This is a genomic window from Azospirillum humicireducens (assembly GCF_001639105.2).
In the GTDB taxonomy this organism is placed as follows: Bacteria; Pseudomonadota; Alphaproteobacteria; order Azospirillales; family Azospirillaceae; genus Azospirillum; species Azospirillum humicireducens.
On sequence record NZ_CP028902.1, the window covers coordinates 149,914 to 172,050 of the forward strand.

The 22,137-nt window shown below is 67.0% G+C and carries 18 protein-coding genes and 1 pseudogene; 7 read left to right on the forward strand and 12 right to left on the reverse strand.

The window, feature by feature from the left end; translation table 11 throughout:
• Positions 1-31 precede the first annotated feature (31 nt).
• Both A6A40_RS15325 and A6A40_RS15330 read right to left on the reverse strand, forming a co-directional pair.
• Entirely contained in the window at positions 32-1,837 is a 1,806-nt protein-coding gene (locus A6A40_RS15325) for an aldehyde ferredoxin oxidoreductase family protein (RefSeq protein WP_108546798.1), read from the reverse strand.
• A gap of 2 nt (positions 1,838-1,839) precedes the next feature.
• On the reverse strand, positions 1,840-2,316 hold the full coding sequence (locus tag A6A40_RS15330) for a 4Fe-4S dicluster domain-containing protein (RefSeq protein ID WP_108546799.1): 477 nt from the start codon (positions 2,314-2,316) through the stop codon (positions 1,840-1,842).
• A 560-nt stretch (positions 2,317-2,876) separates the two neighbouring features.
• On the opposite strand from A6A40_RS15330, the gene hypA reads away from it, so the two are divergent.
• Complete coding sequence (hypA, locus tag A6A40_RS15335; protein WP_108546800.1) at positions 2,877-3,218, forward strand: hydrogenase maturation nickel metallochaperone HypA; 342 nt, start codon at positions 2,877-2,879, stop codon at positions 3,216-3,218.
• A gap of 87 nt (positions 3,219-3,305) precedes the next feature.
• Here the strand turns inward: hypA and rpoH are convergent, their stop codons facing one another.
• The gene (rpoH, locus tag A6A40_RS15340) at positions 3,306-4,250 is read right to left on the reverse strand and encodes an RNA polymerase sigma factor RpoH (RefSeq protein ID WP_257792289.1); all 945 of its coding nucleotides are present in this window, start codon (positions 4,248-4,250) and stop codon (positions 3,306-3,308) included.
• Between the two features lie 739 nt (positions 4,251-4,989).
• Between rpoH and A6A40_RS15345 the strand changes: the two genes are divergently transcribed.
• Both A6A40_RS15345 and A6A40_RS15350 read left to right on the forward strand, forming a co-directional pair.
• On the forward strand, positions 4,990-6,231 hold the full coding sequence (locus tag A6A40_RS15345) for a polysaccharide pyruvyl transferase family protein (RefSeq protein WP_108546802.1): 1,242 nt from the start codon (positions 4,990-4,992) through the stop codon (positions 6,229-6,231).
• Between the two features lie 8 nt (positions 6,232-6,239).
• Positions 6,240-7,403 (forward strand): hypothetical protein, encoded by a 1,164-nt coding sequence (locus A6A40_RS15350; protein WP_108546803.1) that lies wholly within the window; start codon positions 6,240-6,242, stop codon positions 7,401-7,403.
• Between the two features lie 49 nt (positions 7,404-7,452).
• Here the strand turns inward: A6A40_RS15350 and kduD are convergent, their stop codons facing one another.
• The 8 genes and pseudogenes from kduD to A6A40_RS15390 form a co-directional block, all read right to left on the reverse strand.
• The gene (kduD, locus tag A6A40_RS15355) at positions 7,453-8,211 is read right to left on the reverse strand and encodes a 2-dehydro-3-deoxy-D-gluconate 5-dehydrogenase KduD (protein ID WP_108546804.1); all 759 of its coding nucleotides are present in this window, start codon (positions 8,209-8,211) and stop codon (positions 7,453-7,455) included.
• A 14-nt stretch (positions 8,212-8,225) separates the two neighbouring features.
• Positions 8,226-9,062 carry a 5-dehydro-4-deoxy-D-glucuronate isomerase gene (gene kduI, locus A6A40_RS15360; RefSeq protein ID WP_108546805.1) on the reverse strand — a complete coding sequence of 279 codons (837 nt, stop codon included), beginning with the start codon at positions 9,060-9,062 and terminating at the stop codon, positions 8,226-8,228.
• A gap of 81 nt (positions 9,063-9,143) precedes the next feature.
• Entirely contained in the window at positions 9,144-10,160 is a 1,017-nt protein-coding gene (gene kdgT, locus A6A40_RS15365) for a 2-keto-3-deoxygluconate transporter (RefSeq protein WP_108546806.1), read from the reverse strand.
• A gap of 301 nt (positions 10,161-10,461) precedes the next feature.
• Positions 10,462-11,589, reverse strand: a complete 1,128-nt coding sequence (locus A6A40_RS15370) for a malate/lactate/ureidoglycolate dehydrogenase (RefSeq protein ID WP_236783816.1) — start codon at positions 11,587-11,589, stop codon at positions 10,462-10,464.
• Positions 11,590-12,117: 528 nt separating this feature from the next.
• A pseudogene (locus tag A6A40_RS32195) lies at positions 12,118-13,314 on the reverse strand (cache domain-containing protein); the annotation flags it as partial.
• Between the two features lie 42 nt (positions 13,315-13,356).
• Positions 13,357-13,959 (reverse strand): histidine phosphatase family protein, encoded by a 603-nt coding sequence (locus A6A40_RS15380; protein WP_108546807.1) that lies wholly within the window; start codon positions 13,957-13,959, stop codon positions 13,357-13,359.
• Between the two features lie 11 nt (positions 13,960-13,970).
• On the reverse strand, positions 13,971-15,128 hold the full coding sequence (locus A6A40_RS15385) for an alpha/beta fold hydrolase (RefSeq protein WP_108546808.1): 1,158 nt from the start codon (positions 15,126-15,128) through the stop codon (positions 13,971-13,973).
• Positions 15,129-15,199: 71 nt separating this feature from the next.
• The gene (locus A6A40_RS15390; protein ID WP_108546809.1) at positions 15,200-16,717 is read right to left on the reverse strand and encodes an MFS transporter; all 1,518 of its coding nucleotides are present in this window, start codon (positions 16,715-16,717) and stop codon (positions 15,200-15,202) included.
• A 771-nt stretch (positions 16,718-17,488) separates the two neighbouring features.
• On the opposite strand from A6A40_RS15390, the gene A6A40_RS15395 reads away from it, so the two are divergent.
• Genes A6A40_RS15395 through A6A40_RS15405 form a run of 3 tightly spaced genes read left to right on the forward strand, consistent with a single transcriptional unit; the run spans position 17,489 to position 20,014 of the window.
• Complete coding sequence (locus A6A40_RS15395) at positions 17,489-17,842, forward strand: FeoA family protein (RefSeq protein WP_174718524.1); 354 nt, start codon at positions 17,489-17,491, stop codon at positions 17,840-17,842.
• A gap of 36 nt (positions 17,843-17,878) precedes the next feature.
• A complete protein-coding gene (feoB, locus tag A6A40_RS15400) occupies positions 17,879-19,789 on the forward strand; it encodes a ferrous iron transporter B (RefSeq protein WP_108546810.1) in 1,911 nt (636 codons plus the stop codon).
• Positions 19,790-19,792: 3 nt separating this feature from the next.
• Complete coding sequence (locus A6A40_RS15405) at positions 19,793-20,014, forward strand: hypothetical protein (RefSeq protein ID WP_108546811.1); 222 nt, start codon at positions 19,793-19,795, stop codon at positions 20,012-20,014.
• 27 nt (positions 20,015-20,041) lie between these two features.
• Here the strand turns inward: A6A40_RS15405 and mntR are convergent, their stop codons facing one another.
• Entirely contained in the window at positions 20,042-20,521 is a 480-nt protein-coding gene (gene mntR / locus A6A40_RS15410) for a manganese-binding transcriptional regulator MntR (protein ID WP_108546812.1), read from the reverse strand.
• A 252-nt stretch (positions 20,522-20,773) separates the two neighbouring features.
• On the opposite strand from mntR, the gene A6A40_RS15415 reads away from it, so the two are divergent.
• On the forward strand, positions 20,774-22,132 hold the full coding sequence (locus A6A40_RS15415; RefSeq protein WP_108546813.1) for an Nramp family divalent metal transporter: 1,359 nt from the start codon (positions 20,774-20,776) through the stop codon (positions 22,130-22,132).
• Positions 22,133-22,137 lie beyond the last annotated feature (5 nt).

Sequence of the window (22,137 nt, forward strand, 5' to 3'; positions counted from 1 at the left end):
CGCCACAAGGTGCGGCGGCGGCCCGGCGGGATCAGGCCAGCGCCAGGGCGCTCAGCTTCTCCTTGGTCGGAACGCCCTGGGCGTCCCAGCCGCGGACTCCGTAGTAGAGCGGCAGCATTTCCGGCAGGCGGCTGACCGACCCCTTCGATGCGCCGGTCACGATCGGCTCGTTGAGCAGGCGCGGCGGCAACGTGTCGTCGGCGGCGGTCAGCCCCGACTTCAGGTTCCACAGCCGCTCCAGGTTCCAGATCCGCTCGCCCGCCTCGACGAAGCTGTCGCCGCTATAGGCGAAGCCGGTCAGCGCCGTCATCAGCTCGCCGAATTCGGGCGCGCCGATGCCGAAGGTGGTGAACAGGCAGGAGCCGGAGGAATCCAACGCCGCCGTCAGGTTCTGGAACAGGGCCACCAGTTCGGCCTTGCCGTCGATGCTGTCCTTGTCGACCTTGAACGGCACGCCCAAAACCTCCGGGCTGATCGAATAGCCGCGGACATGGCAGCCGCCGCGGTTGTTGGTGGCATAGTTCAGGCCGATGCCCTGCACCGCGCGCGGATCGTAGGCCGGCATTTCCTGCTTCTTGACCGTCATCGACAGTTCCGGATGACCGTAGAGGCTCGCCAGCCGGTAGGAGCCCAGCGCCAGCTTCTTGCCGAAGCCTTGCCCCAGGCCGGTCAGCCGCACCGCCTCCACCATCGCCTCGGCGTTGCCGAAGTCCAGTTCCAGCCCTTCGGTATCGTCCAGCGTGATGATGCCGCGATTGAACAGCTCCATGGCGCAGGCGACCGTGCCGCCCATGGAAATGGTGTCGAGGCCGTATTCGTTGCAGTAATAGTTGGCCTTGAGCACCGCATCCAGATCGTCGATCTGGCAGTCCGGGCCGAAGCCCCAGGCGGTCTCGTACTCCGGCCCCTCGCCCTCGCCCTTGTATTTGGGGTTGGTCACCTTGGTGGCCCGGCCGCAGGAGATGATGCAGGAGAAACAGCCCTTGGGCCGCTGCAACTGGTTGGCCGCCAGCGTCTCACCGCCCACCTTGTCGGCGGTCGGGAAGTGGCCGTCCTGGAAATTGTTGGTCGGCAGGCCGCCGATCGAGTTCAGGATGTTCACGAGCACGTTGGTGCCGTAGAGGCGCAGGCCGGTGCCGCCGACCGGATGCTCCTTGATCATGGTGCTGGCCTTGGCAACCGCGGCCAGGAAGGCCTCCTTGTCGGCAACGGTCACGGAACCGGTGCCGCGCACCACCACAGCCTTCAGGTTCTTCGACCCCATCACCGCGCCGACGCCGGTGCGGCCGGCCGCGCGCTGCATGTCGTTCATGATGGCGGCGATGTAGGACAGCTTTTCACCCGCCGGTCCGATGCAGGCGATCTTGGCGTCGACCGCCGTCTCCTCGTTCAGCGCCTCGGTGGTCTCCGGCACATCCTTACCCCAAAGATGGGCGGCGTCGCGGATTTCGACCTTGTCGTCCTGGATCCACAGGTAGACCGGCTTTTCCGCACGGCCTTCCAGGATCAGCATGTCGTAGCCGGCATATTTCAGCTCCGGCCCCCAGGCGCCGCCAGAGTTGGAGGCGGCGATGGTGCCGGTCAGCGGCCCCTTGGTCACGACGTCGTAACGCCCGGCCGACGGCGCGAAGGTGCCGGTCATCGGGCCGGACGCGAAGATCAGCTTGTTCGCCGGCGACAGCGGATCCACGGTGGGATCGACCTCGTCATACATGTACTTCGTGCCCAGCCCGCGGGCGCCGATATAATCGCGCGCAAGCTCCGGCTTCAGCGCTTCGGTCGTGATCTTGCCGGTGCCGAGATCGACCCGAAGGATTTTTCCAATCCAGCCATGCATGATCAGACCTCCGAGAACGCGTTCTTGAGCTTGGTGGCGAAGGAGCGCTTGCGCGCCTGCGCCGAAACGGTGTCCTCGACCCATTCGAGCGCATGGGTGGGGCAGATTGCCGCGCAGGACGGCGAACCGTCGCAGGTGTCGCATTTCAGGATCTGCAGGCCCTGGAAATCCCACGACGCGCAGCCGAACGGACAGGCCTGGACGCACATCTTGCAGCCGATGCACTTGTCTGCATCAAGCTCCACCTGCCCGTTCGCCGGGTTGCGGTGCATGGCCTTGGGCATGCAGACGGCGACGCAGGCGGGATCCTTGCACTGCTGGCACATCATGGGAACGGAGAAGCCTTCGCGCTCCCACGTATAGACATGGACACGGGACGCCTTCGGGCGAAAGCTCCCCTCATGCTCCATGGAACAGGCCAATTCGCAGTTACGGCATCCGGTGCATTTGTCCGGATGGATCATTAGCATCATGCTCATGGTCGATGACCTCCTCGATACCGTGACGCGGGCGCCGCCTGCAATGGGCGGCCGTTCTTGAGCGTCCGGCTCTGGGATGACCCCGGATGGTCCCGTACCCCGCACGCAATGCGGATCCCCCCGAAGACGGGCGATCCTATCGCGTCGACAGGGAGGGTGCCGGCTTGCGGCAAACGGGATGCGCGATTGGAGTCCGTCGGGGACCGGTCCGGGGACGACGCCGGTCCTTCAGGACGGAGTCCGGCTCAGGGTGGGTGGTAACCGGCGGCGACCGGCCCCATCCCGCGGAGGGAGGGGGCGGAGAAGAGAAGACTCTGCGCTGTCTTGTCGTTCATAATCTTGGCCCGCTATGATCTGGAAAACATAGGGCCCGTCTGGAGACTTGGTCTGGAAGGCGGGTCTGGCAATCCTTGGAAGAGACGAGCCAGCTTTATCACGGCCTTGCATGCTCCGATATGATTTACATCAAAGCGCACACAGAGTTTGCGGTGAAGACTTGATACCATTGGCAGCTGGTCATTATTCGGAAGTAATTCAGGATTCTGAAAGGGAAATTGCCGATGCATGAACTGTCGCTGTGCGAAAGCATCGTCGCCATGGTGGCGGAAAGCGCCCGCCGTGAGGGATTGCACCGGGTCACCCGCGTGACGGTCGACATCGGCGCTGCCTCCGCCATCGATCCGGACGCCCTGCTGTTCTGCTTTCCCATCGTTACGGAGGATACGGCGGCGGCAGGGGCCGACCTGATCGTCAACCGCATCGCGTTGAAGGCACGCTGCACCGGCTGCGGCACCGACTTCTCGCCGGAAACGCTGATCTCTCCCTGCCCCGCCTGCGGCGGCCATGACCGCAGCCTGCTGGCCGGACGCGACATGCGGGTGGTGTCGTTCGAGGGAGAGTGAGAAATCCGGACAAGAAAAAGACGCGGCCTTTTGAAAGCCGCGCCCAAAGACACTCAATCTCAAGACGAGAGACGCGAACCCGCGCGATCAGGCTCGTGACAACAGACGGTTCTTCTCCATCGCCACCTGCTCAGTCCGGGCGTTGGCCATCACCGCCTTCTGGAGCTTCTCGAAGGCACGCACCTCCAGCTGCCGGACGCGCTCGCGCGAGACATGGAAGGTCTGGCTCAGCTCCTCCAGCGTCAGCGGCTCGTCACGCAGGCGGCGGGCGATCAGGATCCGGCGCTCGCGGTCATCCAGCACGCCCAGCCCCAGCTTCAGGAACTGCTGGCGCCGACGGCGTTCCTCGGAGTCGGCAAGCGTCGTCTCCTGGTCGGGACGATCGTCCGCCAGCAGATCCAGCCATTCGGCGTCGCCATCTTCCGACAGCCCGACATTCAGCGAGCGGTCGTTGCCCAGGCGGCGGTTCATCTCCACCACCTCTGCCTTCGACACGTTCAGTTCGGTGGCGATGCTATCCACCGCCGCCGGCGACAGGTCGCCGCTCTCCAGTTCCTGCATCCGCGCCTTCAAGCGGCGCAGGCTGAAGAACAGCTTCTTCTGGCCGGCCGTGGTGCCGATCTTCACCAGCGACCAGTTGTGCAGGACATATTCCTGGATCGCCGCACGCACCCACCATGACGCATAGGTGGCGAAGCGGAAGCCCTTGGAGGGATCGAACTTCTGCGCCGCCTGCATCACCCCCACATTGCCTTCAGCCACCAGATCGGCCAGCGGGAGGCCATAGCCGAGATAGCCGCGGGCCATCTTGACGACGAGCCGCAGATGGCTGCCGACCAGCTGGTCGAGTGCCGCCGGGTCCTGATGGTCGTGCCAGCGGACGGTCAGCTCATGCTCCCGCTCGGGCGTCAGGTACTGGTACTTGCGGGCATCCTGCAGATAGAGCTGCATCGGTTCGGCGGTACGGGGTTCAGCTGCTCGGGGTTGGGCGGCGCGGGGTTGAACGGTATGGGTCTCGGCGTCTCGCTGCATGGTGTCTCTGTCTCTCCCAGCCGACGGAAACGGCGCCACAGGGGATTGCCCCCCGCGCCGTCCGGGTCGGTCCTGTTGACGTTGGGTTTGTTTGTTTATTGCGTTGCCGGCATTCGACGCTGCCGGACGGCGTGCACCGGGGAGGTGCCGGATCGTGAAGGGGTCCTCTCCAGCCCCGCGGGCAGCGCCGCGACCGGGGAAGGATCGCGGCAGCCGGCACGCCACCGGGCCGGAGAGGAGAGGCATGGCCACGCCGTTCAGCGCAGCCGAACCGAAGGGAACAGATCGATCACAAAAGAGGAAGCCATCCTGTAGGGGTCGGCGCTTTCAACGGCGCAACGAACTCTATATAGGAATTTTGACAAAAGATTAAAGGGGCGCCCAGGCGAATTTTCCTGGCACCTTAGCTTACGCTTGGCCCCGCGTCTGATTTGGCGGGAACTTCGCCTGAAATAGGACGACGCTTCGCCGGTTTCAAGCCCATCGCTCTGGCACCACGCCTCCACATGGCGCCACAGGACCTTCTTTCGAATTTCGAATCATTTTCATGATTCATCACAAAATATCCCGCATCATTCCGGCCAAAAATCCACACACGCCCCATTTTGCATAGAAATTAAATGTATAGTCTGCGATTTTTTTCTTTGTGTTATTTTTAGGATGTCACTTGCAGTCATAACTCTTCTGCGCATACCGTCGGTATGTTTCCAGCATCCACCGACCCGAGGCTAGAGCCGACATGCTTGAAGACATCGTCATCGATACACCTGTCGACCGGCCGCACTCCTCCGGCCAAGGTTCCGGGCGTGCGTCGTCCCAGCCTCTGCGCGTCGCGGTGTTGTGGAAGACGCCGAATCTCGGCCTGTATTCGAACGCCGCATTCGACGACCTGTACACCGGCATCGGCCACAACAACGGCAATCTCGCCTTCGTGCATTCGATCTGCAGCCACATCACCAATCCGGTGAAGCATTTCAGCTGGGGATCCTCGGCCGAGACGCTGCGGAACAACGCCGACATCATCGTCATCCCCTGCGCCAACCAGCTGGGCCGCCACACCGATTACGGGCAGATGGCGGAGAATCTGGAGAAGTCGGGCCTGCCGATCGTCGCCATCGGCCTCGGCGCCCAGGCGAACAGCTATGACCACGACATCGAACTCAGCCCCGGCACGCTGCGCTGGGCCCAGGTGATCGCGGCGTCGAACCCGTCCTCGGCGGCGTCGCCCAACATCTACACCCGCGGCGCCTACACCACCGCGCAGTTGGACAAGCTCGGCATCACCGGCTCCCTGCCGGGCGGCTGCCCGTCGCATTTCCTGAACCAGGCGCCGGGGCTGGGGCGGAAGATCCACGCGAACTGGTCGGCTCTCGACCTGCCGCGCTCGATCACGGTGGCCGGCGGCCATCAGGCCTGGGTCAAGACGCGGGAGATCGAACATCAGCTGATCGCCCTGATGATGGACCCCATCGCGCCGGGCCAGTACATCGTCCAGTCGATGGGCGAGATGATCAAGGCCTCGCGCGGCCTGTTCGACGGCATCGACCCCCATGCGCTGAAGGAGATCCACCGCCACACCGTGCCGCATTACTCCTTCGAGGAGTTCAAGGCCTGGTGCCGCAATTACATGCGCTCCTACTATGACGTGCCGGCCTGGATGGACACCCTGCGCCAGCAGGACCTGACCATCGGCTGCCGTTATCACGGCGTCGCCCTGGCGATCCAGGCCGAACGGATGGGGCTGACGGTGACCATCGATTCCCGCACGCGCGAGTTGTGCGAGAACACCGGCGTTCCCTATGCCGACGCCGCCGACCTGACGGCGCCACTGACCCGCAACCGGCTAAAGTCATTGATCGCCTTCGATCCCGACGCCTACGACCGCCACCGCGCGGAATCGGCCACCCGCTACCTGGACTTCCTGGTCGCCAACCGGCTGCAGCCGGCCCACTTCCTGAAGTCCATCGCCGCCGGCAAGTGACGCCGGCCATGCGCAGTCGGACCGCGGCGCTCGCGCTGTCCCTGGGCATCGTCCTGGTGTCCGGGACGGCGGGAGCGCAGGCGCTGACGGTCAGAAAGGCCGGGGAGCCGGAAACGGTCACCTCCTGGCAGCGCGACGCCTGCGCACAGAGCGACGCGCCGGACACCCCGGCGCGCGCCTTCCGCGATGCGGGCGGCACGGTGCATCTGATCGCCTCGCACTCCACCGCGCGGGCCCTCACCGGTCCGTCGCTGAATGACGTACGCCCCAACTGCACCGTCATCTTCCAGGGCCATGGCCAGGACGATCCGCGCCTGCACGACGACCGCAGCTGGATCTCGTCCTTCTACACGCTGGACGGCAGCACGGTGTTCGCGCTGGTCAGCAACGAGTTCCATGCCCAGAAGCGGCGGGCGCTCTGCCCGTCCGGCGACTACATGCGCTGCTGGCGCAACAGCATCACCGCGGCGGTCTCCACCAACGGCGGGGCGAGCTTCCGGCTGAGCGCCGAGCCCCCCGGCCACACCGTCGCAACCCTGCCCTATCCCTACAGCGGCGACGCCGGCCGGCGCACCGGCTATTTCGCGCCCAGCAACATCGTCCGCCATGGCGAATACTGGTACGCCTTCCTGTGGGCCGAGCGCTTCGGCGCGCAGAAGCGCGGCGCCTGCCTGATGCGGACCGACAACCTCGCCGATCCGCAATCCTGGCGCGGCTGGGACGGGAGGTCCTTCGCGGTCCGCTTCGTCCGCGACGGACAAGCCACGGATGCGCAGGATGCCCATCTCTGCGCCCCGGTGGCGCCCGACGTGCTGCAGGGCACAGTGCGCAGCATCGTCCGCCACCGGGCGAGCGGCCGGTTCATCGCCACGCTGGCGATGACCCGAGACGGACAGACCGGCATGTGGACGACGACATCGCCGGACCTGCTCGACTGGTCGAAGCCGCAATTGCTGTGGGCTGCGCCGCTGCTGTTCCGCTACGGCTGCGGCGATGCCGCCGCCTTCGACTATCCCGCCCTTCTCGACCCCGGCAGCCAGAGCCGCAATTTCGAGGATGTCGGCGGAACCGCCTACCTCTATATGACCCGGCTGAACCTGGACCGGTGCAAGATCACCTGGAACCGCGACCTCGTCCGCATGCCGGTGGAGATCGCTCTCCATAAACGCTGACGGCCCGCATGCCGGGGAACTCCCGGAATGCGGGCCGTGGAAGACCCGATCAGCGCGCCAGCCAGCCGCCGTCGACCGGCAGGATGGTGCCGTGGATGTAGTCGGCCGCGTCGGATGCCAGGAACACCGCCGGGCCGCCGATGTCGGACGGCACGCTCCAGCGGCCGGCCGGGATGCGGCCGAGGATCTCTGCGTTCCGCTTCTCGTCGGCGCGCAGGGCGGCGGTGTTGTTGGTGGCGACGTAGCCCGGCGCGATGGCGTTCACGTTGATGCCCTTGCCCGCCCATTCGCAGGCCAGCAGCTTGGTAATGCCGGCGACGCCGCTCTTCGACGCGGTGTAGGAGGGCACGCGGATGCCGCCCTGGAAGGACAGCATGGACGCGATGTTGACGATCTTGCCCTTGCGCCCGTTCTCGATCGCATAGCGGCCGAAGGCCTGGCAGAGGAAGAACACCGTCTTGATGTTGATGTTCATCACCAGATCCCAGTCGGCCTCGGTGAAGTCCACCGCGTCGGCGCGGCGGATCAGGCCGGCGTTGTTCACCAGGATGTCCAGCTTGCCGAAAGTGCCGACCGTCTCCTCCACCAGCCCCTGGACCGGGGCGATGCTGGTCAGATCGGCATGGATGCCGTGGAACTTGCGGCCGGCGGCCTCGACGAGGCTCTTGGTCTCGTCCAGCGAGACGACATCGACGGCGGCGATGTCGGCGCCTGCCTGGGCCAGGGCCAGGGCGATGCCCTGGCCGATGCCGGTGTTGGCTCCGGTAACGAGGGCCACCTTGCCGGTCAGATCGAAAGGCTTGGTCATGTGTCGCGTCTCCGTTAGCGCATCGAGGCCAGGGAAACCTGGTCCATGTCGTCGAAGGTCTGGTTGTCGCCGCCCATCGCCCAGATGAACGAGTAGCTGTGGGTGCCGACGCCGCAATGGATCGACCAGGAGGGCGAGATCACCGCCTGCTCGTTGGCGACCACGATGTGGCGCGTCTCGGTCGGCTCGCCCATGAAGTGGAACAGCCGCGCGCTGTCCGGCAGGTCGAAGTAGAAGTAGAACTCACAGCGGCGCTCGTGGGTGTGGCAGGGCATGCTGTTCCACATGTTGCCGTTTTCCAGCACGGTCAGGCCCATGACCAGCTGCGCCGTGCGCACCACGTCGGGGTGGATCATCTGGTAGATGACCCGCTTGTTCCCGGTGGCGGTCTCGCCCAGCGGGCGCTGCTTGGCCTGGGCGGCGGAGATCTTCATGGTCTCGAACCGGGCATGGGCCGGGGTGCTGACCAGATAGAACTTGGCCGGATTGCCGCTGTCCTGGCTTTCGAAGCGGATGTCGACGCTGCCCATCGCGACATAGAGGGCGTCGCGGGTCTCCAGATCGTAGACGGTCCCGTCGACCGTCACGCGCCCGGCGCCGCCGACGTTGAACAGGCCGAGCTCGCGACGCTCCAGGAAGGTGTCGGACCCGATCTCCTTGGTCGCCACCAGGGCAAGCGGGGCGGAGACCGGCATGGCGCCGCCGGCGATGACGCGGTCGACGTGGCTGTAGGTCAGGACGATGTCGTCGGCCTGGAAGATCCCGTCGATCAGGTAGCGGTCGCGCAGGGTCTGGGTGTCGTAGCCGCGCGCGTCGGCGGGATGGGTGTCGTACCGGGTGGTGATCTTCATGATGGCGTTCCTCTGGAAACTGGCCTTCGGTGGCAAGCGGCCCCGGCAGCGGCGGAGCGCTGCCGGGACTGCATCGAGGCTTTACTCGGCGGCGGCGACCTGCGCCGTCTGGACGGACTTGGCGGCTTCGGCAGCCTGGTAGCGGGGCGACAGCACGCCGAAGCGGCGGGCCCACCAGGCGGTCAGCGGCGGCGTCAGCAGGGCGGTGACGACCACGCTGGTGGCGACCAGGGCCGTGGCGGCCGGAGCGGACGGGGCGAAGGACGGCTCGATCGAGGCGATGATCGGCGGGACGGTGACGGCCGCACCGGCGGTGGAGGCGGCACCGATGCCGGCCGTGCCGTTGCCCTTGGCCAGGAAGATGTCGGCCAGGACCAGCGTCGTGCCGGTGACGACGATCACGGCGAGACCCAGGACGATGCCCAGCAGGCCGGTGTTCAGGATCGTCGTGAAGTTCAGGTTGTTGCCCAGCGCAAAGGCGAAGAAGGGAACCATCACGCCCACGCCCTGGGTGAAGAAGGCACGCAGATCCTTGTCCAGGTTGCCCAACGCGAAGCCGATGACGAAGGGCAGCAGGGCGCCGACCATGGTCTGCCACGGGAAGACGGCCAGACCGGCGATGCCCAGCGTGACCATCGTCATGAAGGGACCGGATTCCAGGCACATCAGGCAGAAGGCGCCGGCTTCCTCCTTGGTGCCGTACTGCTGCATCAGCGCCATGTACATGCCGCCATTGGTGTCGTTCATCGCGGCGATGATCGCCAGAACCGACAGGCCGGTCAGGAAGCCCGAGGTGATGCCTTCGGTCGGGATGAACCAGGAGGCGACGACGCCGGCCAGCGCCGCGGTGATGATCTTCACCGAAACCAGGACGCCGCTCTTGCGCAGGACCAGCGGGGTGGCCTTCAGGCTGATGCTGGCGCCGATGCAGAAGAACCAGACCGACAGGATCGGCAGCGTGCCGGTGATCAGCCCGTTGGTGAAGGAACCGAAGAACTTGCCGGTGTTCGGGGCGAAGGTGTTCAGGCAGGCACCCAGGAACAGGGGAACGATCATCATTCCGCCGGGGATGCTGTCTATGCGCTTCTTGATGTTCATGACGCCAGGCTCCTGAAATGCCCGCTCTGGGTTTGCGCCGGGAGCGCGCGGCCCGCTGGCCGCGTTGTGTTCGTGTGTACTAGTATACTAGTACACAGCGCTGCGAAAGGCTTTGATGTGGATCAATTCAGAAATTTCGCAGGCGGTCGGGGGGCGGCATAGACGCGGAAGCGCTTGCCGCCGCGCCCCTCAGGCGTCGCAAGCGGTCGAAGTCCAACAGCTTTTTGAGGCTCTTATCGGCCGCCATCCCCGCAAAAGCGGGAATGGCGGCGGAAAGCGGTTAGCAGCAACGTACAGACACTCACGCCAGCAGGTCGGCCAAATCCACCCCGCGCTCCCGGCCCAGGCTGTCCAGCATTGCCAGGGTGGCGCCGTCGAGCGGGATGCCGTCGGCCAGCCGTAGCCGGCGGGTGCGGCTTTCCGGCTCGCCCGGCATCTGGATGGAGTCGGCGCCGGGTGCGGTGGGAGTGTCGCGGATATAGGCGACCAGATCGTCGAGATCCGCGGCCCACTGGGCATTGCCGCCGCGTGCCGGGTCGAAGACGATGGCGAACATGTTGTTCATCACCCGGCCGGAGTCCTGGTGCGCCGGCGTGCCGGGCATCGCCGACGCCAGCGCGCCGGCCAGCACGTCGCACATCAGCGACAGGCCGAAGCCCTTGTGGCCGCCCAGCGGCAGCAGAGCACCCGAGGGGTCCTGGAACATCACGCCGGGATCGCGCGTGGAGTTGCCCTGTTGGTCGAGCAACAGACCGGGCGCCATCTCCTGCCCCTTGCCCATGGCGACACGGCATTTGCCGACGGCGACGGCGCTCGTGGCGAAATCCAGGATCAGGGCCGGAGTCGCCTGCGTGGCCGGAACCGCGATGCAGATCGGGTTGGTGCCCAACCGCGGACGGGTGCCATCGTGCGGCGCAACCGCCGGGCGGGTGACGACATTGACGAAGACCAGGGCGACAAGGCCCGCATCGCTGCACTGCTCGCCATAGGAGCCGACGCGGCCGATGTGATGGCTGTCGCGCAAGGACAGCACCGCCAGCCCATCCCGCCTCGCCCGCGCGATGGCGAGATCGGTCGCCTCCCGCGCGATCACCTGTCCATAGCCGCTGCCGCCGGCGACCGAGAGGAAGGGACCCGACTCGCCGATCACGGTCGCATGCCGGTTGGGGCGCAGCAATCCGGCGGCGATGGCCGGCATATACATGGAGAGCATGCCGACGCCGTGGCTGTCATGCCCGCGGAGATTCGCCTCGACCAGATGGTCGGCCACCACCCGCGCCTCCTCCTCGTCGCTGCCGGCCGCACGCAGCAGGCGGCGCACGGCCTCCGCCAGCCTGTCGGCCTGCACCGGCCGGACACTGGCGCCATAGACGCCGGCATTGAAGGATGCCGCCGCGGCGAAGGGGTCCTTGTGAATCTCGGTCATCATCTGCCTTCCCGACCGGCGCCACCTGGCCCCGGCCCCATTTCAGGTCCCTATTTGGTCCCGGCCGCACAACCGGAACAAGGGCGGAAATGGGATGGCAGGAATCGAGCATGGACGGCTCCCGGCGACCTGCACCGCCGGGGAGCGCATCCCCTTCCGGTCAGGCCGCGTTGACTTCGGCCACGAAACGGCGGACCTCGTCCTTCAGACGTTCCGACTGCTCCGACACGCTCTCCACACTGGTGGCCACCAGACGCATCCGCTCGCTGGTGGTGGTCATGGTCGAGGACAGCGAACCGACGCTGCTGGTGACCTGACGGGAGTTGTCGGCGGCGGCACGGGCGTTGGCGAAGATCTGGTGGGTCGCCGCCTCCTGCTGCTGCACGGCGGACGCCACCTCGCCGTTCAGGGCGCTGAGGTTGGTGATCAGGCTGGCAATGCCCTCGATGGCGCCGATGGCGTTGGCGGTCGCCGCGCGGATCGCCCCCACCTGCGACTGGATGTCCTCGGTCGCCTTGGCGGTCTGGGTGNCGCGAGGCCGGTGACGATGCCGGTGGTGTTGGAGGTCTCGGTCACCGCACGCGACGCGGTCTGGGCGGCGCTTTCCACCTGACGGCTGATTGCGGCGATCGACCCGCGCAGCTCCTCGCTGGCCTGGGCGGCCGACTCGACGCTGTCGGATGCGCCACGGGCGGCGCCGGCGGCCGCATGCGCCTGGTCGGTGGTGCTGGCGGCGTCACCGGTCAGGGCGGCGGTGCGCTCGTGCAGGGCGACGGTGGTGGTGCTGAGCGTCGCAACGACCTCGTCCATTGCGCGGGCGAATTCGGCGGCACGGGCGGACAGCCGCTCGCGCTGGATATCGCGGGCGGCACGGTCCAGTTCGGCACGCTGGCTCTCGTCGCGGGCGGCCTGCAGGGTGGTGGCGAGGCCGGCCACGGCGCGGGCCATGTCGCCGATCTCGTCCGGACGGTCGGCATGGGGAACGGTGACGGTCAGGTCGCCGGCGCCGATACGGCCCAGCACGTCGCGGATCGCCAGCAGCGGACGCGACATGCCACGCGAGACCCAGATGCCGATGCCGACGCTGATCGCCAGCAGCAGCAGAGTGACGCCCAGTTCACGCAGGGCGCGGGCCTGGAACTCCGCATCGACGTCGTCGGTGTAGAGACCGGTGCCGATCATCCACTGCCAGGGCTGGTAGCCGGTGGCATAGGCGATCTTCGGCGACGGATCGGCGGTGTCGGTGCGCTTGTGGCGGAAGGCGACGAAGCCGCCGCCGGCCTTGGCCGCGTCCGTCATCTGCAGGTTGAAGGGAACGCCGTCGGGGTCCTTCAGATTCAGCAGGTTCTTGCCCTCGACCTGCGGGCGCAGGCCGTGGACCAGACTGACGCCGGAATAGTCATAGACGAAGAAATACTCGCCGTTGCCATAGCGCATGGCGCGCACGGCGTTGCGGGCAAGCTCCTGCGCTTCCGCACGCTTCAGCTTGCCGGCCTTCTCCTGTTCCCCATACAGCGCGACCACCGAGGAGGCGGCGTCGACCATCTCCTTGACCTTGGCCTTGCGCTGTTCGATCAGGTTCGTGCGCATTCCCGTCAGGTGGACGGAGGCGGCGGCGAGCGTGCTGAGCAACGCCACACCGAACACCAGCAGCATCAGCCGTGTTCCAATCTTGAGCTTCATCACGCCCTTCTCCTCAGTCCCGATCCACGCGGGATCGCATGGCATCCATGCATCGTTCGATTCGGTTGGTCGGCTGGTCGTCTTCGGTCAGGCCGCGCATCCGGCCAGCCTCTCCAGTTGGTCGCAGCGCCACTGCCCCGGCCCGCCCGGCGGTGCGGACAGGCGGCTGAAGGCTACGACTTCGCAATTCTCCAGCTCCACCCCCGGCCGGCCGGCCAGACGGTGCAGCAGGATGCGGCCGATCCCTTTGCTGCCGACCAGCAGCGGCCGGCGGGCCAGCAGGCCGGCGGCGGGGTTGGCGAGGTCCTCCACACCGTCGAGGACGCGTGCGGCGAACATGCCCTCGCTCTCCCCGCCCGGCGGGGTCTGGCCGGCGGCGAACCAGGGGCGGGTCAGGTCGACCGGCAGCCCGTTCCACTCCCCCAGCCGGCGCTCGCGCAACCAGTCGCGGGAGAGAAGCGGGACGCCCAGCGCCTCGGCGAACAGGGCGCCGGTGACCGCGGTGCGCAGCAGCGGCCCGGCGATCACCAGGCCGCAGTCGTGCCCCTGGGCACAGAAGCGCTCCGCCGCCCGGCGGGCCTGCTCGACACCCGTTTCGGTCAGCGCGATGTCGCGGTCGCCACCGCAGCGCACGCCGCGGCGGTTGTCCTCGGTCTGGCCGTGGCGCACGAAATGGAAGCGGTCGGTCATCGCCGGGCCCCTCAGCGGAACAGGATGCGGTCGGCGCCCGCGGTCCAGCCGATGGTGCTTTCCGCCGGCAAACCATGGGGAGTCTCGATCCAGCGGTGCAGGGCGTCGATGTGCAGCGGATCGCTCAGCGTCGGGGTATGGCCGACGTCCGGCACATGGACGACGCTGACCTGCGGCTTCTCCACCATCCGCGCGATGGTCGCCTCCTGCAGAGCGTCGCTCATCATGCCGTGGACCAGCAGCACCGGGCAGGCGACGTGCTGCCAGTCGTCCCACTGGTCATGGTCCTGGGCGGCACCGTCGCGGTAGCATTGCAGCGCGCGGATGTCGTGGCGGTAGACGCGGCCGCCATTCTCCTCCGACCAGCGGGTCTGGTGGAAGCTGTTGTGCAGAAGCACGGTGTCGTCCACCGGCCCGTCGTTCTTCTGGGCGGCGCCGGTGCGGTGGAACAGCTGGGCCGGATGGCGGAAGACATAGTGGCGGGCGACCGATTCGGCGCGGCGGCGGCGGCGCTCGTTCGGGATGAAGGGGCCGATGTCGTTGAGGATCAGCCTGTCGACCAGCTCCGGCGCCTCGGCCGCCACCCGCATGGCGACATTGCCGCCGAGCGAGGAGCCGAGCAGCGTGACCGACCCCAGCCGCTTGTGCCGGATCAGCGCCAGCACCTGGGCGACATTGGCGTCGAAACTGTAGTCGGACTGGTCCGCCAGCCAGCCGCTGCGGCCGCGTCCCGCCCAGTCCAGGCACAGGACATGATAATGGCGCGACAGGGTGCGGGCGACATAGTCGAAGCGCCGGGCCGAGTTGGCGATGCCGCCAAGGCAGATCAGCGCCGGATTCTGCGGGCTGCCCCATTCCGTATAGGCGAGGCGGATGCTGTAGTCGCTGCGCAGCCGCTCCACCGTGCCGGGCTGCAGCGTGGCGCTGTGGGTGTAGTCGAAATGGCGCAGCGTGTGGCCGGCGCCGATCAGCGGCTCGATCACCCGCATGATCGTGTCGTAGGTCTTCCAGTTGATCTCTTCGACAGATCCGACGCCGAGCGCGTCGAGCGTGGCGCGCAGCGCCTCCATCGCGCGGCCATGGCGGCCATCGGCGGGAAGGGGCTGGCTGCCGCCGGGCAACGGGGGCGGCATGGTGCAAAGCGGTTCCACGAGCATCTGGTCAGGCATGGGCGTCTTCGCCTCCGTGATCGATGGGTGGGGGATTGATGAATGCGGCAATGTCAGGGGGCGTGCGGTGGTCATGGGGCAGCGCCCTCCCCGGCCGTCCGTGACGCGGGGCCTGCGGCCGGGGCCAGCAGGAACGCCGCGCAGAAGGCCGTGCCGCACAGCATGCCCAGCACGCCCAGCGCCACCAGCGCCGCGTGAGTCCCGAAACGGTCGGCGGCGGCGGCGGCCAGCAGCGGGCCGGCCACCGATCCGCCCCGCTCCAGCAGGCGGTAGACGGCGAAGACGCTGGACTCGCCCATGCGGGCGCATTCCGCACGGCAGACCTCCGGCACCAGGGCGAGTTGGGTGGCGTTGTTGAAGGCATGGGCGACGCCCAGTGCGGCGATGCCGACCAGGATGCCGGGAACGCCCGGTTCCTGAAGGATCGCCAGCGTGCCGGCCCCGCCGACCAGCCCGCCGATCCCGGCGAACAGGGCATGGCGGCCGGTGCGGTCGGCCAGCCGCGACACCCAGGGACCGAGCAGTACGATGATCAACCCATAGGTCATCATCAGCCGGCCGATGCCCGCCGGAGTCTCGCCCGCCGCATGGAGGGAAACCGGAACCAGATAGAAGAGGTAGCCGGTGAGCATCAGCTTCGTGGGCACCGACGAGAACAGCAGCAGGGCGACGAAGCGCGGGTTGGCGAGCAGGCCTTTGGCCTCGCCCAGGCGGAAACCGCGATTCTGTGCCCGCTCCGCCCGGTCGGCCGGCAGCAGGGTCGCGGCGGCGACGGCGGCGGCCAACGCCAGCAGGGCCGAGGCCGCGAAGGTGGTGCGGTAGCCGAGGAGGTCGGCCAGGATGCCGCCCAGCGGCACGCCGCACAGGCCAGCGACGATCACGGCGGCGACGAACTGCGCCATGCCGCGCGCCCGCTGTCCGGCCGGGGTGTGGCGGGCGATGAAGCCCTGCGCGCCGATGAACATCACCGCATAGCCGAGCGCGCAGGCGCTGCGCCACAGCAGCAGTTCGGCCAGCGAGCCGGCCAGCGCCGTCCCGGCGAATCCGGCAACCGCCGGCAGGGTGCCCAGCAGCAGGGTGCGGCGGCTGCCGAACCGGTCGGCCCAGAGGCCGGCGAAGGGGGTGAAGACGGCCACCAAGGCCATGAACAGCCCGATCGGCAGACCCATCATCAGGGTTTCCGAAAGACCGGGCACCGGCGTGTAGAGCTCGCGCGTATACAGCGGCAGGAAGGAGCGCGACAACTCCTCCGCCAGCATGAACAGGAACAGCGTGGCGCGCATTCCCGCCACCGCCGATGCGGGTTCCGCCACCGAGCGGCGTGGTGCCGCTGCAAGCAGAAGCAGAGCCTCGAACACCAGCAGAAGCAGGACGATCAGCAGAACGCCGCCATCAAGGAGGAAGCCGCGCAACGCCTCCTGCGGCAGCACGGACATCAGTTGCGGCATCGTCCCGGCCGCAAAGGCCAGCAGCGCCGCCGCCACCAGCGCAACGGCGCGCAATGGCGTGGCACCGGCTGCGATCAGCAGAGCAGGCGCCAACAGGGCGGACAGCGCCACAGCAGCCGAAACCGCGGCGGCAATCGTCACAACACGATCACGAACCGTACCAACCACAACCTGTACGGCATATGACTCAATTATCGAGTCATAGCTTGCATAAAATTTGGCGCAAAACAAAAAGGAAGAGATGAAGAGGCTTATTATCGTGATGACAGTCAGAGTCACGCGCGGACGTGCGACCGAACTTGGTTGCATAGGCAGCTCCAGACACACAACCGCTTTAAGGGGTGCATTGGAGGCTAGATCGTAACTCCAAAGAATTGGTAAACTGAAATTGCATTGGAAATAAAAGTTCTTTCTGAATTGTTACATATTCATGTATGCATTCTGCTGATATCACGGATACTGACTATCTTTGATAAAATGCTGACAGATACTCGCAAAGATAGGGGGAAAATTCCTTATCGTATGGATAACGGCCACTTTTTTGTCTGATTCTCAGCGCATACCAAAGCAACCGCGATCTCCATCCCGCGTTAACAAATTCCGGTTGCAGTGCAGCATAACTGCCAGGCGCTATTTCAGATTGGGTTATGATTTGTGATTCTACGCAGGGTGGGTTCCATGCCCGTTCGTACAGGGCGGTTCACACCACATCTGCATACCGAAATTGTAGCAAGAAAAATGGCCTATGACCTTGCTGCAGGCGCCTAATCTCTCTTCGCCAAACCCATAGCAGGGCTTTGCGACGCTTCGCCACATCGCTGTTGAGAGTGATTCGCATCATCATGGCCCCGCGGCCCCTTGCCGCCGAATTGCACGCCCTGTCGGTGCCGTGCAGCCGAAAGGTGATCCTCCATGACTGCCCCGCTCTCCGGATCCGTTTCCTCCCCCGTTGCCCGCATGACGCCCGGTCCGGCGCCCGGCACCTCCGCCGACCCGCCGCCCCGTTTCGAGGGCTGCCGTCTCGGCACGTTGCGCAAGGGCCAGCGCGCGGTGGTGACGGGTCTCGACGAGAGTGCGGTCGCCACCCCGCTGCCCCCCGGCGAACTGGAACGCCGCATGATCGAGATGGGCCTGATCGAAGGCGCCCGCGTGGAAATCCTTCATGAAGGATTCCCGGGCTCCGATCCGCTTGCCGTGCGCATCGACGACCACACCCTGGCCCTGCGCCGGGCCGAGGCGCACGCCGTTCTGGTGGCGCTCGGCTGAGCGTCACCTCCCCTTCCTGCGGAAAGGATTTCCGCGATGTCTGATTCTGCCGTTTTGGCCGCCCCCATTTCAGGCCCAGTGCCGCGCATCGCGCTGGTCGGCAACCCGAACTGCGGCAAGACCGCCCTGTTCAACGCCCTGACCGGCGCCCGCCAGAAGGTCGCCAACTATCCCGGCGTCACGGTGGAGCGCAAGGTGGGCGAGCTCCTCAGCCCCGCCGGCGCCCGCGTCCAGCTGATCGACCTGCCCGGCACCTACAGCCTGCGCGCCCGTTCTCCCGACGAGGAGGTGACGCGCGACGTCGTGCTCGGCCGGTTCGAGCATGAAAGTCCGCCGGACGTGATGGTCTGCGTCGCCGACGCCACCAACCTGCGCCTGCATCTGCGGCTGGTGCTGGAGTTGAAGAAGCTCGGCCGTCCCATCATCCTGGCGCTCAATATGATGGATGTCGCCGAGGCGCGCGGCTGCCGCGTCGATGCCTCGGCCCTGTCGGCGGCGCTCGGCGTGCCCGTGGTGCCGACGGTGGCGATCAAGCGCACCGGTGTCGTCGGCCTGCTCGACCAGATCGACCGCAGCATGATGGTGATGGCGGGCGACGGCCCCCCGGCGCCCTGCGGCTGGAGCGAGCCGTCGGCACGGGACCTGCGTGCCTACCACCAGGAGGTCGAAGCCGTCCTGGCGGCAGCGCTCCGCGATGCCGGGAAACCGTCGCTCGCCACGCAGCGCATCGATGCGGCCCTGCTGCATCCGGCCATCGGCCTGCCCTTCCTGTTCCTGGTGCTGTTCCTGATGTTCCAGGCGGTGTTCGCCTGGGCGGCGCTGCCGATGGACATGATCGACGGCGCCCTGGGCTGGGTGCAGGCGGCGGCCGGTGCCGCTCTGCCCGACGGCATGCTGAAGAGCCTGATCACCGACGGCATCATCGCCGGGGTGGGCAGCGTGGTGATCTTCCTTCCGCAGATCCTGGTGCTGTTCCTCTTCATCCTGATCCTGGAATCCACCGGCTACATGGCGCGGGCGGCCTTCCTGCTCGACCGGTTGATGGGCGGGGTCGGCCTGCATGGCCGGGCCTTCATCCCGCTGCTGTCCAGCTTCGCCTGCGCCGTGCCCGGCATCATGGCGGCCCGCACCATCGAGAACCGCGCAGACCGGCTGGCCACCATCATGATCGCGCCGCTGATGACCTGCTCGGCCCGGCTGCCGGTCTATACCCTGATCATCGCCGCCTTCGTCCCAGAACGGACGGTGGCCGGCGGCATGATCGGGCTGCAGGGGCTGGTGATGTTCACGCTCTATGCCGCGGGCATCCTGTCGGCGCTGGCGGTCGCCTTCGTGCTGAAGCGCACGATCTTCAAGGGCGCCCGCGAGCCGCTGCTGATGGAGCTGCCGGCCTACCGGCTGCCCAGCCCGCGCGACATCCTGATCGGACTGCTGGAGCGCGCCCGCATCTTCCTGGCCCGCGCCGGCACGGTGATCTTCGCCATCATGATCCTGCTGTGGTTCCTCGGCACCTTTCCGGGAGCGCCCGATGGCGCCACCGGTCCGGCCATCGACTACAGCTTCGCCGGGATGCTGGGGCATGCGCTGGCGCCGCTGCTGGCGCCCATCGGCTTCACCTGGCAGATCGCCATCGCGCTGGTGCCGGGCATGGCGGCGCGCGAGGTGGCGGTGGCGGCGCTCGGCACCGTCTATGCGCTGAGCGAGACGGGGGACGCGCTGTCGGGTTCACTGTCCGGCGTGCTGGCGGCGGACTGGAGCCTGCCGACCGCCCTGTCGCTGCTGGCCTGGTTCGTGTTCGCTCCGCAATGCGTCTCCACCCTGTCGGTGGTGAAGCGGGAGACCAACTCCTGGTTCTGGATGCTGGTGATGATCGCCTACATGACGCTGCTCGCCTACGGTGCCGCCTTCGTCACCTTCCGGCTGTCCAGCGCCCTGCTGGGAGGGTGAGCGATGATGGAAACACTCGTCGTCGGCTTGATCGTCGCCCTGGCCTTCGCCTGGGTCGCCTGGACCATCCTGCTGCCATCCGCCGCCCGCGACCGCCTGCGCCGGCTGGCCGGACGCACCGCCCCGCCCTCACCGGCGGGCGGTTGCGGCGGGGGCTGCTGCGGCTGCACGGCGGCGGGACCGAACACGGCGCGACACCACGGCGGCTCCTGCGGCAGCCATTGACGGAGTCGAAGGCGGCGGCGAGGACGATCAGCCGCCCCGCGCCAGGGCCCGGCGGAAGGCGTCCAGCGTCTCGGCGCTGACATGGTGTTCGATGCCTTCGGCGTCGATGCGCGCGGTATCGGCGCTGACGCCGAGGGAGCGCAGGAAGGCCTCAACGGTCTGGTGGCGTTCCCGGCTTTCCTCGGCGATCCGGCGGCCGGCCTCGGTCAGGAACACCGCCCGGTAGGGCTTGCGGGTGACCAGCCCCTCCGCCGCCAGCCGGTCGAGCATGCGGGCGACGGTGGGCTGCGCCACCCCCAGCCTTGCGGCGATGTCGACTTGCCGCGCCTCCTGCCCGCTTTCGATCAGGTCGGCGATCAGCTCCACATAATCCTCAGCCAGGGCGGAGCGCTGCGCCTCCCGCGAGCGGCGGAACCCCTCGGCATGGAGTTCCGCATCGGGCAATAGGGTTTCGCCCGGCGCGGCGCCCCCCTCTTCCCACTCAGGCGACTTCCGGGATTCGGCCATCGCGCGCGTCGACTCCTCTGAAAGTCATGCCCTCCAGCGTCGTGCGTTTAATATGAAACNCCGACGCCAACCGCCGGCAGTCAAGCCCACCATCGATCCGGCCGGTCCCACCCTTCGGGACGCGCCTCCTTCGGGGGTGAGTGGCGATTCCGGCAAAAAGTTGCGGTTCGGAAAGTATAGCACCTTGCATACTCGTTGTCCTGGTACATACTTGATTGATACCAATTCGCAACTCGGCCAGGAGTCTCGCCGATGTCGGAAGCCGAAGCCGCCCTGCCATCCCCGAAGGCCTGGAGATACTCCAGCCCGGACGGCGAGGCGCGACTCAGCCTGCCGGAGGTCCATGCATCCGTCGCGGTGCCACAGGGCGGCCTGTGGCTGCGCCGCATGCTGGCCTTCGCCGGACCGGGCTACATGGTGTCGGTCGGCTATATGGACCCCGGCAACTGGGCGACCGACCTCGCCGGCGGGTCGCAGTTCGGCTATACGCTGCTGGCCGTCATCATGCTGTCGAACCTGATGGCGATCCTGCTGCAGTCGCTGGCCGCAAGGCTCGGCATCGTCACCGGGCGCGATCTGGCGCAGGCCTGCCGCGACCATTACCCGCGACCGGTCAATCTGGTGCTGTGGGTGGCGTGCGAGGCGGCGATCATCGCCTGCGACCTTGCCGAGGTGATCGGCACCGCCATCGCGCTGAACCTGCTGTTCGGCATCCCGCTGATCGGCGGCGCGCTGATCACCGCGCTGGACGCCTTCCTGGTCCTGCTGCTGATGCAGCGGGGGTTCCGCTATCTGGAAGCCTTCGTGATCGCGCTGCTGGTGGTCATCGCCGGCTGCTTCATCGTGCAGATCGTAGCCGCGGCCCCGCCGGTGGCCGCCGTCCTGCACGGCTTCGTGCCGTCGGCGGAGATCGTCACCAACCCCGCGATGCTCTACATCGCCATCGGCATCCTGGGGGCGACGGTGATGCCGCACAACCTGTATCTCCATTCGTCCATCGTGCAGACGCGGGCCTATCCGCGAACGGAGGAGGGGCGGCGCGACGCCATCACCTGGGCCACCGCCGACAGCACCATCGCGCTGATGCTGGCCCTGTTCGTCAATGCGGCCATCCTGATCCTGGCGGCCAGCGTCTTCCACGGCAGCGGCCATACCGAGGTGGCGGAGATCGGACAGGCGTTCGAGCTGCTGTCACCCCTGCTCGGCCTCGGCATCGCATCGACGCTGTTCGCGGTGGCATTGCTGGCCTCCGGCCTCAATTCCACGGTGACGGCGACGCTGGCAGGGCAGATCGTGATGGAGGGTTTCCTGCGGCTGCGCCTGCCCCACTGGGCGCGCCGGCTGCTGACCCGCGGGCTCGCCATCATCCCAGTGGTGGTGGTGACGGCGATCTATGGCGAACGCGGCACGGCGCAGCTTCTGGTGTTCAGTCAGGTGGTGCTGTCGATGCAGCTGCCCTTCGCGGTGATCCCGCTGGTCCGCTTCGTCACCGACCGCAGCAAGATGGGCAACTTCGTCGTCCCCGGCTGGGTCGCCACCCTGTCCTGGATCGTCGCCACGGTGATCGTCGTGCTGAACCTGAAGCTGCTGTACGACACCGTCCTAGGCTGATTGCC

Excerpts from the sequence above, each read along its gene's own strand:
- A6A40_RS15380 (WP_108546807.1), bottom strand. The coding sequence starts at position 13,959 with ATGACCGACCGCTTCCATTTCGTGCGCCACGGCCAGACCGAGGACAAC.
- kdgT (WP_108546806.1), bottom strand. The coding sequence starts at position 10,160 with ATGAACATCAAGAAGCGCATAGACAGCATCCCCGGCGGAATGATGATC.
- A6A40_RS15330 (WP_108546799.1), bottom strand. The coding sequence starts at position 2,316 with ATGAGCATGATGCTAATGATCCATCCGGACAAATGCACCGGATGCCGT.
- A6A40_RS15385 (WP_108546808.1), bottom strand. The coding sequence starts at position 15,128 with ATGCCTGACCAGATGCTCGTGGAACCGCTTTGCACCATGCCGCCCCCG.
- hypA (WP_108546800.1), top strand. The coding sequence starts at position 2,877 with ATGCATGAACTGTCGCTGTGCGAAAGCATCGTCGCCATGGTGGCGGAA.
- feoB (WP_108546810.1), top strand. The coding sequence starts at position 17,879 with ATGTCTGATTCTGCCGTTTTGGCCGCCCCCATTTCAGGCCCAGTGCCG.
- kduI (WP_108546805.1), bottom strand. The coding sequence starts at position 9,062 with ATGAAGATCACCACCCGGTACGACACCCATCCCGCCGACGCGCGCGGC.
- A6A40_RS15415 (WP_108546813.1), top strand. The coding sequence starts at position 20,774 with ATGTCGGAAGCCGAAGCCGCCCTGCCATCCCCGAAGGCCTGGAGATAC.
- rpoH (WP_257792289.1), bottom strand. The coding sequence starts at position 4,250 with ATGCAGCGAGACGCCGAGACCCATACCGTTCAACCCCGCGCCGCCCAA.
- A6A40_RS15405 (WP_108546811.1), top strand. The coding sequence starts at position 19,793 with ATGATGGAAACACTCGTCGTCGGCTTGATCGTCGCCCTGGCCTTCGCC.
- A6A40_RS15395 (WP_174718524.1), top strand. The coding sequence starts at position 17,489 with ATGACTGCCCCGCTCTCCGGATCCGTTTCCTCCCCCGTTGCCCGCATG.
- A6A40_RS15370 (WP_236783816.1), bottom strand. The coding sequence starts at position 11,589 with ATGATGACCGAGATTCACAAGGACCCCTTCGCCGCGGCGGCATCCTTC.
- A6A40_RS15345 (WP_108546802.1), top strand. The coding sequence starts at position 4,990 with ATGCTTGAAGACATCGTCATCGATACACCTGTCGACCGGCCGCACTCC.
- A6A40_RS15325 (WP_108546798.1), bottom strand. The coding sequence starts at position 1,837 with ATGCATGGCTGGATTGGAAAAATCCTTCGGGTCGATCTCGGCACCGGC.
- mntR (WP_108546812.1), bottom strand. The coding sequence starts at position 20,521 with ATGGCCGAATCCCGGAAGTCGCCTGAGTGGGAAGAGGGGGGCGCCGCG.
- A6A40_RS15350 (WP_108546803.1), top strand. The coding sequence starts at position 6,240 with ATGCGCAGTCGGACCGCGGCGCTCGCGCTGTCCCTGGGCATCGTCCTG.
- kduD (WP_108546804.1), bottom strand. The coding sequence starts at position 8,211 with ATGACCAAGCCTTTCGATCTGACCGGCAAGGTGGCCCTCGTTACCGGA.